Here is a 12,574-nt window from a genome sequence, read left to right on the forward strand (position 1 = left end):
ATATAATCTTCGATAATGTGGGAACTTTTGAGGTTACAATGTACACTGAGTGGGATGATGCAAAGAATCCGACATCGCCTTCTTTCAAAATGACTGCAAGTGGGGATTTCGTGAAGGGATATCGAACGGTTGCCGCCGATCCCAGCGTAATTCCTCTTGGCTCGATTGTCTATATTCCGTTTTTCTCGTCCTCTCCAAACAAGGGATTCTTTGTTGTTGAGGACACCGGTAGTTCTATAAGGGGTAACAAGATCGATGTTTACACCCATGATTTCAATATCGCGTCGAGTTTCAAAGAAGATCTTCTGGTATATGTGGTGAAGCGCCCTTGAAAAGATCAATGATGCTCTTTCTTCTTTTCATCGTAATTCTTAAAGGTAATGTGCTCGGAACGATCACTTTCGGGCAAAGATATCCCCTTGGAGTTATGCCCTCGAGAATTGTTGAGGTCGAAAACAGCAGCGGAACGTACTACGTTACTCTTGTAAAAGGCGACTCTGAATTAGTTGTTTTCGACGCCAGTTTCAGGCCCATTACGATTTTCGATACTATGAGAAATGACGGAATTAATGATCTCATCTATAGAGATGGGAAACTGTACTGCTTTGGATTCTACAGCGGTAGGCTGGTTGTCGTGGATGCTTCTTTGCATCCGAGTAGATGGAAGAAGATTGATGAGATTCCAACATCGAGCAGACTGATTACGGGATCGTTCATTGATGGAAAAATCGGAATACTCACAAATGACTATGAGTTCCTAGTGCTTGATATTGCTAAGAGAGAGATAATCAAGAGGCACAAACTCCCGGTGATTGGACTCTCTGTGGCAGAGGATTCAGAGCATTTTTTCGTCTCGCTTTTTCACAATTACAATATGTTAACCCGGTCTCACGAAACCGAAAAGGGACTGCTGGTATTCGATGAATGGGGAAATCTGGTAAAGGAAGTGAATATCGGCAAGAGACCTTCATACATACATCTCGAAGGCGATAGGCTCTTTCTTATCTCCTACGTTGAGGAGAGTCTGAAGATACTTTCCAAAACTGATTTCAGCGAAATGCGCACAGTCTACCTTGGCAGGTACCCGAATTTTCCGATAGTCCATAATGGAAAGATATGGGTTGCTCTGACCGGTGAAGACCAGATAATGACTGTGGAACTTTCAAGTTACCGGACGGAGTATTATGACCTAATAGGTCGTGGCCCAATAAAAGTCTTTCATAACGGGGAAAGAATTTACGTTCTTGAGACCATTACTGGAACACTTGAGATTTTGGATAGCAGAGGAAATACGATAGAATATGTAGAGTTAGATGGCTATCCGGTAGATATTGTTTTCAACGGAAAGGAAATCGCTGTTTTGCTTCAGGAAGACTGGCAGACAGGAAAGAACACAGGAGCTCTGCTGGTTCTCAAAGCGCAATAAGTCGGAGGTTTGAATTGGGTTTTAAAAGATTCTGTGAATCGCTCTTTGCTTGTTGATCGTTCTGCTGGTTTCTTCTTCATGTCTGGTTCCCAGAGCTAGATTACTGAAGCAGATAGATCCTCAGGTTGTCACTGAGGGAGAAACTCTTGAATTATTGCTGGCCAGTTACATTTTGTCAGGGAACGCCGAAGATCTGAATTTCCAGGTTTTGGAAGGAGTTGGCGAGATCAAGGGAAGTTATTATCTTTACGCTCCCGGTTATGATGAAGCTGGAGAGTACTGGGTAAAACTACAAGCAAGTAACGGGAGTGATTCAGATTTCAGAAGGTTCAAGGTGACGGTTATAGATAACAATAGAGCTCCTTCTATAGAAATCAGTGATCTTCGGATTTCAGTCGGCGAGGAAATGACCATAGACTTGAGCGAATTATCGACAGACCCTGACGGTGACTCTCTTACTTATGAGCTAGTAGGTCAGTTTGGGCAGATAATTGGAACAGAACTGTTTTTCGACGCAAGAGAAATGCAAGTTGGAGTGTACCAGGTAGAAGTTCGGGTGTCGGACGGCAAAGGGGGCCAGGGGAGCTGCACTTTTCTGGTCACAGTGTTTGACTCGAATCAGCCTCCCAAAATAGTCATTCCTGATTTTACAATCAAAGAGAACGAGACCCTTTCTCTGGACCTTCTTGATTATGCATTTGATCCCGATGGGGATGGGATTACCTTCGCCTTAATCACCGGTGTGGGAGTTATTGAAGGCATTCAATACGTCTTCGCTGCCGATTACGAGAGTTCAGGAACTTATGATGTTGAGATCGCTGTAAGCGATTCAGAAGGAGCGTCTTCTTCAGGAAGCTTCGAGATAACCGTAATTGATGTCAATAGACCACCTAGCACACCATTCGATCCTGTCCCCAAAATGGCCGAAACAAGTGTCCGGACAAACACTTCACTTAGCTGGTCATGCGAAGACCTTGATGGGGATCCTTTGTTGTACGATGTCTATCTCGGTAAGACTCCGAATCCTGTCCTTGTTGCTTCAGGAGTTTCCGGAGAGACTTATAAGCCGGTTCACCTTGAGGAGGGAACCCGCTACTACTGGAAGGTCGTTGCTTCAGACGGTGAAGACGATTCAGAGGGCCCTATATGGGAATTCACCACCGTAATCCCACCAGTGATTCTGGGAATTGTCTCCGACAAGGAGTTGATAGTTTCGCCCAAGGTTTCTATTAATGATCAAAACCTGAATATTCCATTGGATTATGTTGCTGAAAGGGATCAGACTCTAGTAGTTGAAATAGATGAACTTCAAGAGTTTGATTATAGAAAGCCTATCGGAGATGATGTTAGGGTCAGCTTTATCGAGTGGGACGACGGGGAGACTTCACCACATAGAGAAATCCTCATGGATCATTCTTTGAAATTAACTGCAAGATTTTCAGTGACCTATTACTTGAATATTGCGACATCTGCCCCAATATGGACAAGAAATACCTGGTGAAGGGTGGCATGATGAAGGGGCCACAGTTGTTGTTACCGCTCCGAAAATCGAGGGGTACACTTTCAGAGACTGGGATCTTAACGAGACTTATGGGATAGTGTGTGGGGAAGTAATCGTTGTCAAAATGGATTGTCCGGTGAATCTAGTAGCAAACTATACGCACGATTGCCCATAGGATCGATACTTCTAGGTCAGACTTAGGTATCTTTCATAAGTGTCCGGAGCAACTGTTGCGATTCTTCGAAAGCCCTTTTCGGCGAGTTTGAGAGCGCCGGCAACGTTGGCTCCGGACGATATTCCGACCATCAACCCCTCTTTTCTGTGAAGCCATTTCATCATAGAGAGAGCTTCTTCGTCCTCAACTGTTATTACTTCGTCCAGCACTGATAGGTCGAGGACATTCGGTCTGAAACCGGGGCCGATTCCTTGAATTTTGTGAGAGCCCGATCTCCCCTGTGAAATGAAAGGCGAACCTGCAGGTTCGATGCCAGCAATATGAATACGTTGAGCTTCCTTTTTGAGAAAGCGTCCAATCCCGGTCACTGTTCCTCCCGTTCCCATGCCGCAAATGAAAGCGTCAAGCTCTCGGTTGACCTGCCGAAAAATCTCAGGACCGGTAGTAGAGAAGTGAAAAAAGGGATTAGCCTCATTATTGAACTGATCAAGCATTATTGAACCGGGATTACTCCGGAGAAAGCTCTTGGCTTCGTCATATGAACCGGATATTCCTTTATCAGCGAGAGTTCTTATCACTTTTGCACCAAAGGCTTCCATAAGCTTAACTCTTTCAATACTTGCCGATTCGGGCATAAAGATAACCGACCCGTAACCTCTAGAAGCGGAAAGCATTGCGATGGCTATTCCCGTGTTGCCACTAGTTGGCTCCACTATGGTCATCCCGTTTTTGAGAGCGCCACTTCTCTCGGCTTCAAGAATCATTCCAAGCACCGTTCTATCCTTTATGCTTCCTCCGGGATTATTTTTCTCAATTTTAAGCATTATCGATGAAGCATCTCCGAGAGATCGAAGCCTAATGATCGGGGTGTTGCCTATTAAAGAATCAACAGTTTTCATTGTCGTGATCCCAGTCTTTCAGATATCCTATGGACTCTCCCCGGTATCCCGGTAACAAGAGAGTCTTGAGGGACGTGTTCAAGCACCACGCTGTTCGCTCCGACTTTAGAATTGTCTCCCACATATATCGGGCCAAGAATCTTCGCCCCCGCCCCAAGTACAACGTTTCGGCCAATATCCGGGTGACGCTTTCCCTTCATCACGTTCTTTGAGCCTAAAGTAACTCCGTGATATATCAGCGTTCCAGTTCCCACTGAAGCTGTCGAGCCTATAACAACGCCCACACCATGATCAATTACAACGCCGCCTTCTATTCGAGCTGAAGGGTGAATGTCCATTGAATAAAGTATCCTTGAAACGTAATGTAAGCCTCTGGCAAGGAACCCAAGCTTGTTTTTCCAGAAAAAAGTAGAAATCCTGTATAGCAAGAGGCCGTGAAAACCCGCAGAGAAGAGAATTATGTGCCATTTACCTGAAGCTGTCGGGTCCTTCTCAAGATAGGCGTCTATGTCCATAGAGATATCTATCATTGTTTGCTTTATGCGGTTCTTCCCTTTCACTGTATCACCCTCAATAGAAATTATTTATTTTAAGTATACCGTATTTATCGGCATTAGAGTTAACGCTTTGTGAAGCTAGTTCGTTTGTGAAACGCTGCAAATATCAACGAGAAGAAGATGGCAATCGCCATACCGGTTATTCCTGTAGCGTTGTACACTCTTACAATCCCAAATGTGCGAATGAGCACCCCGCCAAGTACGGAGCCAAGAAGATAGCTCAGTCCGGTAGTCGACATCCAGTAGATTGTGAGCGCCCTGGTGACTTTGCTGGCTTCAAATCTTGTGTGAATGTAATTCATGACAGAGTAATAGACTACGATGTAGTTTATGCCGTGAAGCATTTGAAGAAGTAGAAAGATGGGAAAAGAAGTCGCCATAGATGTCAAAAACCATCGAAGACCTGTTGCAAAGATTCCTATCACGAGAAGGCGCGTGTTACCCAGTCTCTCAACCAGATTTTCTGCGAAGAAAAGGAAGGGAACTTCCGAAAAAGCCATCAACGAAAACGCGAACCCTGCTGAGGAAACACTGAAGCCCCTTTCACTAGTTAAAACAGGCAGAAAAGTTGATCCGAAGGCTCCAATAGTAATTGATGCGACACCGGCCAGTACAAGCAGGTAAAACTGAAGTGGCAAAGATGATCGATCGGTCTCTTCATCTGTCCTTTTTAGCTTCCGGCCAGTCGGATAGGCTCTACTAACCAAGGCTACTGTAGAAAATGACACTGTGGCCATTATGAAGAAAAAGACAAATCCGTACTTCAATACGATTCCCGAGATAAGGGCGGTAATGGAATAGCCAACCGTTCCGAACAATCTCACGCGATCAAAGCGTTTGCCCTTGTTTCTCAAAGAAGGAACGACCACAGACTCAGCGATAGGTATTATGCTCACAACAAAGAATGAGAAGAAACACATTGCGATCAATGAAGTTTCAAAGGTTGGTGAGAAGAAAACTGCCCAGACAGAGACTGCCGAGACAATAGAGACCATTCCCATGACAGTTGGTCCGCCTGTCCTGCTTGATTGCCTGAACCAAAAAGGATTTGCAATAATTGAGAGGGTAGGAGTGACCGCCATCAGAATCCCGATCTCTATTGCTGAAAAGCCTTTGCCGTAAAAAAGCTGACTAAAGAGAGCGGTGATGCTGAGATTTGAATATATGAATACTTCGGTAAAGATCTCACGGATGCTGGAAGAGGTTCTAAAAAGAGAAACACGCACTGAATATCAAACCTCCTGGTGTAGAATTCTAGTGGGGGTGAATCTCTTGTCGAAAAAACATGCGCTGCTTTTGATGCTTATCATACCACTAGTGGCTCTTGGGAGCACTGGACTTCATGTGATTCTGTCACCATCACTGTCGATTAACAGCTTTCCTGCAGTCAGCAACAGCTACAAGCCAAGCCTTGAAGACCTCAATCGCTATTTGAGTGTTCCTGCAATCTTCTCGGGCGGCATGCAGATTTCCCTGGGGAAGTCAAGGCTGTATTTGAATATGGATCTGAGACAGGAGTTTTCCGATTACTTGATGGGCAACTGGTTCTCGAATCTCCCGCTGTCGACGACAAATTTCCTTCCTTCGGTAGACATGAATTTTCCCAGGCTCGGTTACTTCGAGAGAAGAGATGAGAATTCGCTGATCTCTTTGGGCAGGCGAAAACTGAGTCTTGGTGGTTCTACTTACAGTTTTGTTCTCTCAAATACTCTGCCGTATTTTGATCACCTGTGGATTGAGTTGAATGGAAAAGCCAAATCAGGGGAGTATCTTTATAATTTCTTTGTTATATCTTCCGACAGAACAGTTAGCGGGGGACCCAAGACACTCCTTGGTCACCGGTTCGGATATATGAACGACAATCTCAAGGTCACTTTTGGCGAAGAAAACCTCGTTTACGGTGTCTATCCTGATCTGCAGGATATTGGGCCATTTCTAATCTATCATCATACCTATCAGGATCATTCAAACGTAACTGCAACCATAGCGGCCGAGGTTAAGATTGACCGCGCTATTGCCTACGGTGAGTTTACACTTGATGATTTCAGACTTTCGACGGAGAGTCCTAATTCCAATCCCACGGCCTTTGGTTGGCTTGCAGGTTTTTCATGGAAAATATCTGATGGCTTGCCCTATTCCGGACTGAGATTCACTGAAGCGGAGAACGAAGTCAAAGATCAAACACTTCTGAATAGCGGCGGACTTAGAGTGCGGATGGAACACTACCACGCAACCACCTATCTCTACAATAGGGGTATAAGCATCGGCAAGTTCACTTATCAATACCGGTTCAATGTCTTGCATCTTGATTCTTGGCCAGTTATCACTGGTTTTTTTGGATTTCCTTTTGGACCTGACTCAACGTTGAGCCTTGTCGGCATCGGGTACGAGAGTCAGAATATATCTCTTAGCGTCAAGGCAGAGCTTCTCAGAACTGGCTCAGCCAATATCGATTCTCCTTATGAGCCACCTTTTGACCAGAACTGGTACGGTCCAAAGAAACCGATCAACAGATCTATGATTCTGTCTTTGGAGAGTTTCTTCGCTTACTGCCCAGATACAGCGCTCTTTGCTGGCGGTAAAGTAATTTTCGCCGATCACATTGATTTCTGGATTAACGTGGGTTTCATCAAAGGTTTTTCACTATTTTAGGGAGGTAATTCCGATGAAGAAGATTGTCTTGCTGTTTTTCTTGGTGTTGTCGGTGGCAATTCTTGCAAGCCAGGGTACGTTGATATTCAAGGGTACAGATCAATATGACTTATTTTTGGGCAGAAACTTGATTGAAGGAAAAACTCTCTTTACACCTAATACAGGGATTCCTGAGGGTTTTGCTTTAGTCCAGCTTAAGCAACCCGTTGTGAAGACTTCTCCAGGAACAGAAATCCACTTGAGAGTTACTCCTCAGTTCCTCATCCACAATTTCGAGCCTTTCAAGGAGAAGGGCTGGCTGAAATCCGTGGTTCCTCTTTACTTGAGATACCGTTATGATACTCTTAAGCCCTGGCTTGTACTGGGTTTTGAAAGTGAAGTATCCGACTATATCACAGGGTATATAAATCTAGATATTCCAAAAGACTATCGGAGTTACATTAGTCACGGTGATGATTTTGATTCGAAGCCCTACATGAATTTTCCAGTGGAGTTTTTTGAAGGAAAAATCGAGGCGCTAGATATGAGCTGGCCTACTTTCGGCTATGTATCCTACGCAAATGAAAGCTTCTACGCTTCTCTAGGTAGATATAAACTTACCTGGGGTCCGATGAGAAATGGACTTGCAATAAGCGATGCGTCATCTTATTACGATAATATCTCTTCTTCATATACTACTCCCCTCTGGAAAAACGGCCGGTTCACATATTCTTTTCTGGTCATTACCCCGACTTCTCTCCTGAACGATGAAGAATGGATAAAGCAGGGAAAGGTGTGGGATCTCAATCAAAGAAGACCATACACTGAAGGAGCGAAGACGATCATAGGGCATCGGTTCGATGTCCAGTTTGCAAGCTGGGGGAGGGTCGGGGTAGGCGAGATCAATGTTGTCGGTGGGAAGCACCCGGATTTGAACGACGCCAACCCATTCATCATCTTCCACAATACTTACGGTGAAGATTTCTCCAACGTCATGGCTTCGCTCGATTTTTCTCTAGCGCCGTTTAAGGGAATCGAGGTCTACGGAGAAATCGCCATCGATGACGTTTCGTTCGGTTCGACAGAAGCCGGAGCGCGGGGCAAACCAACGGCCCTGGCTTATGGTGGGGGTCTTAGATACGCGACGGATATAAAGGGAACGTTGCTTCTTGCCTCTGTGGAGCTCTATCATTCAGACACGTGGATGTACAATCGCTGGCAGCCGCTTCTCACATTTACAAACAGAATCTACACAAAGTCCGAACTTCCCGGAAGCAGGGATTTCACGGACTATCCGCTCGGCTTCAAATATGGCCCTGATCTGAACGGTTTTTCTCTTATGGCTAATGCGATAATGACGAACGGGCTTTCAATCTCCTTCGTTTATGATCATTTCAAACAGGGAGAGGTTACTCTTAAGACACCATACTTGAACATGGAAGAACCTGAAGACGACCCCGGTCAGTTTACGAATCCGGAAGATTGGAGTGGCCCCGTCGGTGAGACCGTAAATGCAAATATCATGACACTGAACATAATGATTCCTTACAGGGACTTCACTTTCGGAAGCGATTTCTCGATTTATTTCGGAGGTTATTTCAAGAAGAACGGTGGTTATGACAAACCGATTTTCGAAATAAGGCCTTATGTATCTTACGTTTTCTAGATGAAACTGTGTGCCCATGCGTTGACCGGTACTCAGAAGGGGCGACCAGCTAGCCGCCCCTTTTTTGTACTTGATCAAATAAAGCCAAAGACCAGGAACCCGATGATGAATCCAACTACTAAACCAACAATCAGTCCTTTTGTGAATTTGTCTGGTTTTCTTCCTGGAGTTGGGGATTCTCCTCTTTGACTTTCTTTGTACCAGTCTCTATCGTAGATTCCCAATTGTTTTCACCCCTTTCCTTGAGGACGAAGTCCATCCAGAATCTCTTGACGAATATCAGAATTGGAACGGCAAAAACCACTCCGAAGACACCTAGGAGTTCTCCAAATCCAATTATAGATACAAGAACTATGAACCAGTTGATCTTGACTATATTCGACAGGATTTTCGGAGAGAGAAACCAAATCTCTATCTGGTTTGCGAACACAAGCAGAACAATGGCTCCGACAACCCCCCAAAAACCCTTGCTGACGAAAGAAAGCACTATCATTGGAATGGATGTAAGTACTACTCCCAAATACGGGATGAAATTTGTTATTCCGGCGAGCAATCCGAGGAATATTGCGTTTGGGACTCCGATTATTGCAGATCCGATACCAATAATGGTCCCTACAAAAAGCGCAATGATCAGCTGGCCACCTATGTAGGTCTGAAAATCCTTGTAAAGTGAGTCAAAAAAACTGCCAACCTTATTCTGGTCGCAACCGGGAAAAAGTATTGGCGCGACTTTTTGAATCAAACCGGTTCTGCGAGCAATAACAAATCCCGCTATGATAAGCAGCACAACTCCGGTAATCCATGAAGTTATGTTTGATGCAACGTACTGTCCGATCGTGATCGCTGCATCACTCAGCCACTGAGACGCACTTTCAACGATATCGACTGTAATTTCGGTAACAAAAGGAGGAAGCTTCTCTAACCACTTGTCAAACGCTCCGTCATTGAACAATGAACCTAACTCGGTAGATAGGCTGCTCACTCCTCTTATGGTTATTGGAATAGCCCTGTATATTAGGAAGACCATGAATGTAAGAAGGGCAATACCTGTGATGATCTTGAGAGCTCCTTTAGGGATCTTTCTGCTGACGAACCGTGCCGGTGTATTGATTATTAGCGAGAATATAAATGCCAGGCCTAAGACTCGAGAAGTCATAGGAAAGAGAAAAAGAGTCATGAAGATTGCTATGAAATACCCAAGAACCCAGAATTTTGTTGTCTTCATATTGGCCCTCCGCCGGAGAATAATGGCAAATCTGTTGTATACTCATTATGTATATTTTGGAACTGAGGTGTCCTATGAGAAGAGTATATATTATAGTGATCGTGTTTTTTTTAATTTCTGTGATGTCATTTGGATCAACTCACTCTTCAAGAATACTGTCTCCCGGATCGGTGAAGGCTATGCTGGGTTTCAAAGATGTGGGATTGAGGATCGGCATACTTCCCTTTCTAGAGGCCGGTTGGTTCATCGATGAGGGTTCATACTTCACTCTTGGCTACGATGGCAACTTTCATGTCGCGTCCCGCGTCTCATTTTCTTCACTGGAGGAAGCGAGGGTGGTTGCAGAGTTAGGATATGACTTCAATGTTGTGTATCTGGAAGTTAGCGGCCTGTATGAGTATTCTGCGCCTGACGCATCCTTCCTTGGTGGGCAACTGAAAACAGAAGTATTCTTTGACAACTATTTGAGTACTGTCAGTGCCACTCTGGGAAGATTTCAGAAGGTAGCCGGCGAGACTGAAAAGAAAAGCTACACCTCTGTGGGGTTCTCAGCGAGGAGAAGACTGGATATTGACAAGAAGTTTTACTTTGTAAATATTGAAAGTATTGAACTGGTCGGCACACTGAAGTGGGAAATCAAAGACGATCTCGCCTCTTTCAACCCTTTTCCTGCTTACAGTTTCGTGGGGATACAGCTGAATCTAGGATTTCTTAACTGAGAAGCGAAGTCTTTTCCTGCTCCTTGACAGGAATGGCAATATATGTATCTGCTCCTGTGATGAATAATCCTCATACCGACAAGTTCATGAAAGGAGTTTTGCTATCTCATCTACTTCTTTTTCGTCGGACATCTCTCCATCGACGGACATCTCCATAACCTTACCCGCCATGTAGGTTAAGAGGCGATGGGATACCTTGGAAGCTCTCCTCATGGACATAGAAGCTCCTAGAGCCCTCTCGACTCTATCGTAGAAGTCGGCTCTTGCGTTGATTAGAATCTCTCTTACCCTTTTGTTCTTCATTCCATGAAGCCAAAGATAAACAAGAGAAACCATTATGTCAGATCTTTCGGAATAAAGCTTCAGCACCTCGGCATAGAGATCCCTGGCAATCTCAACGGGTTGCTTAGCTTGATCGATTAGTGGTTCGAGTCTTGGAAGTACGTAGTTGTTCAGAATGTGCCTGGATAGATCTATGAGCATTCCCTCTTTGGAGCGATGGTGATAGTGAATCGCAGCAAGATTGACTTCTGCGATGCTTGAAACCTTTCGGGTACTCAGTCCTTCAATTGTTTCCTCGGCGATCACCTGTATAGCTGCTTCCATAATTCTCTCTCTCGTTTCTTGTCCACGCACTGTCGTCACCCCTTTCAATCATTCGTATAACACATATTATATCACATTGTGTTAGAAAGTGAACGGCAAAGCCGGGAAATACCCGGCTTCTTTTTATGGAATAATCCTTGTGCCCGACTTTCCCCTAAGTGCCAGGTCGACCTTCTCCAGAGAGGTTATTATTGCTTCCTTTCCCGTTCTTGAAGCAAATTCAATTGCTGATTCTATTTTCGGAAGCATGCTTCCCTTTGCGAAGTGACCGGCATCGATCAACATTTTACCTTCTTCGACAGTAACTACCTTCAGTTCTCTTTGGTCTTTCTTTCCAAAGTTGATGTATGCGTGGTCGACACCGGTAAGAATTACTAAGGCATCGGCATCAATCAGTTTCGCAAGCAGTGCGGACGCTCTATCTTTATCGATGACCGCCTCTACACCTTTTATCATTCCCCTCTCATCTCTAGCAACCGGAATTCCTCCACCGCCTGCCGCAACAACAATTGTCCCATCGTTGATCATCTCTCGTATCGGTTCAATCTCCAGCACATCAAGTGGTATCGGAGAGGGAACTACACGACGAAAACCCCTACCCGCATCTTCTTTCACAGTCCAGCCTTTGGTTCTTTCAAGTTCCTTAGCGGTCTTCTCATCATAGAACGGTCCGACCGGCTTTGAAGGGTGCAGGAATCCCTCGTCTTCCTTATCTACTACGATTTGAGTCAGAACGCACGCAATGTCTCTTCTTTTGCCTCGCTTCAGAAGCTCATTGTTCAGAGTCTGAGTAATCAAGTAGCCAATAGATCCCTGAGTCATTGCATCGTTTACATCGATTGGAAAAGGAGGGAATACGTCTTTTGACATATCCTGTTGAACCAACAAGTTGCCCACCTGCGGGCCGTTTCCGTGTGTGATTATCAGTTCATAACCTTCCTCTACAAGATCTGCGAGATAAGAGGTAGTTGAGAGGAGGTTCTTCTCCATAATTTCTGCAGTTGGTTTTTCATTTGGTTTATTTAGAGCATTGCCACCTATTGCAACAACGATTCTCTTCATTTTTCCCCCTATAGCAGTGTGGCTATCATTACTGCCTTAATTGTGTGCTTTCTGTTCTCGGCTTCTTCAAAGACTCTTGATGCGGGACTCTCAAAGACATCTTCAGT

At 44.7% G+C, this 12,574-nt stretch carries 12 protein-coding genes and 1 pseudogene; 6 read left to right on the forward strand and 7 right to left on the reverse strand.

All coding sequences use genetic code 11. From position 1 onward, the window contains the following. The 3 genes from B3N33_RS09255 to B3N33_RS09265 all read left to right on the forward strand — a co-directional run. Positions 1-332, forward strand: a 332-nt coding sequence (locus B3N33_RS09255) for a 3D domain-containing protein (RefSeq protein ID WP_292593115.1), incomplete at its 5' end; no start/stop codon positions are given. Beyond that, positions 329-1,426 (forward strand): hypothetical protein, encoded by a 1,098-nt coding sequence (locus B3N33_RS09260; protein WP_292593117.1) that lies wholly within the window; start codon positions 329-331, stop codon positions 1,424-1,426. The genes B3N33_RS09255 and B3N33_RS09260, both read left to right, overlap by 4 nt. Positions 1,427-1,580: 154 nt before the next feature. Next, the gene (locus B3N33_RS09265) at positions 1,581-2,927 is read left to right on the forward strand and encodes an Ig-like domain-containing protein (protein ID WP_292593119.1); all 1,347 of its coding nucleotides are present in this window, start codon (positions 1,581-1,583) and stop codon (positions 2,925-2,927) included. A 186-nt stretch (positions 2,928-3,113) separates the two neighbouring features. Here the strand turns inward: B3N33_RS09265 and cysK are convergent, their stop codons facing one another. The 3 genes from cysK to B3N33_RS09280 all read right to left on the reverse strand — a co-directional run bounded on the left by cysK (position 3,114) and on the right by B3N33_RS09280 (position 5,784). Beyond that, positions 3,114-4,001, reverse strand: coding sequence for a cysteine synthase A (gene cysK, locus B3N33_RS09270; protein WP_292593122.1), 888 nt, complete (start codon positions 3,999-4,001; stop codon positions 3,114-3,116). Beyond that, positions 3,998-4,531, reverse strand: a complete 534-nt coding sequence (gene epsC, locus B3N33_RS09275) for a serine O-acetyltransferase EpsC (RefSeq protein WP_214060725.1) — start codon at positions 4,529-4,531, stop codon at positions 3,998-4,000. Before epsC ends, cysK begins: the two co-directional genes overlap by 4 nt. Before the next feature lie 89 nt (positions 4,532-4,620). Next, positions 4,621-5,784 carry an MFS transporter gene (locus tag B3N33_RS09280; RefSeq protein ID WP_292593126.1) on the reverse strand — a complete coding sequence of 388 codons (1,164 nt, stop codon included), beginning with the start codon at positions 5,782-5,784 and terminating at the stop codon, positions 4,621-4,623. A 46-nt stretch (positions 5,785-5,830) separates the two neighbouring features. Here B3N33_RS09280 and B3N33_RS09285 point away from each other — a divergent pair, with 46 nt between their 5' ends. Together B3N33_RS09285 and B3N33_RS09290 are read left to right on the forward strand one after the other, a co-directional pair. Further along, entirely contained in the window at positions 5,831-7,210 is a 1,380-nt protein-coding gene (locus B3N33_RS09285; RefSeq protein WP_292593128.1) for a hypothetical protein, read from the forward strand. Positions 7,211-7,223: 13 nt separating this feature from the next. Beyond that, positions 7,224-8,855 carry a capsule assembly Wzi family protein gene (locus B3N33_RS09290; RefSeq protein WP_292593130.1) on the forward strand — a complete coding sequence of 544 codons (1,632 nt, stop codon included), beginning with the start codon at positions 7,224-7,226 and terminating at the stop codon, positions 8,853-8,855. Between the two features lie 130 nt (positions 8,856-8,985). Here the strand turns inward: B3N33_RS09290 and B3N33_RS09295 are convergent, their stop codons facing one another. Continuing rightward, positions 8,986-10,080, reverse strand: coding sequence for an AI-2E family transporter (locus B3N33_RS09295; RefSeq protein WP_292593132.1), 1,095 nt, complete (start codon positions 10,078-10,080; stop codon positions 8,986-8,988). Between the two features lie 74 nt (positions 10,081-10,154). Here B3N33_RS09295 and B3N33_RS09300 point away from each other — a divergent pair, with 74 nt between their 5' ends. After that, positions 10,155-10,799, forward strand: coding sequence for a hypothetical protein (locus B3N33_RS09300; protein WP_292593134.1), 645 nt, complete (start codon positions 10,155-10,157; stop codon positions 10,797-10,799). Positions 10,800-10,883: 84 nt separating this feature from the next. Here the strand turns inward: B3N33_RS09300 and B3N33_RS09305 are convergent, their stop codons facing one another. The 3 genes and pseudogenes from B3N33_RS09305 to B3N33_RS09315 form a co-directional block, all read right to left on the reverse strand. After that, the gene (locus B3N33_RS09305; RefSeq protein ID WP_099829074.1) at positions 10,884-11,435 is read right to left on the reverse strand and encodes a TetR/AcrR family transcriptional regulator; all 552 of its coding nucleotides are present in this window, start codon (positions 11,433-11,435) and stop codon (positions 10,884-10,886) included. 93 nt (positions 11,436-11,528) lie between these two features. Next, the gene (arcC, locus tag B3N33_RS09310; RefSeq protein ID WP_214061357.1) at positions 11,529-12,467 is read right to left on the reverse strand and encodes a carbamate kinase; all 939 of its coding nucleotides are present in this window, start codon (positions 12,465-12,467) and stop codon (positions 11,529-11,531) included. Between the two features lie 8 nt (positions 12,468-12,475). Further along, positions 12,476-12,574, reverse strand: a pseudogene (locus B3N33_RS09315) (ornithine carbamoyltransferase); the annotation flags it as partial.

The organism is Mesotoga sp. UBA5825 (assembly GCF_002432955.1).
Classification (GTDB): Bacteria; Thermotogota; Thermotogae; order Petrotogales; family Kosmotogaceae; genus Mesotoga.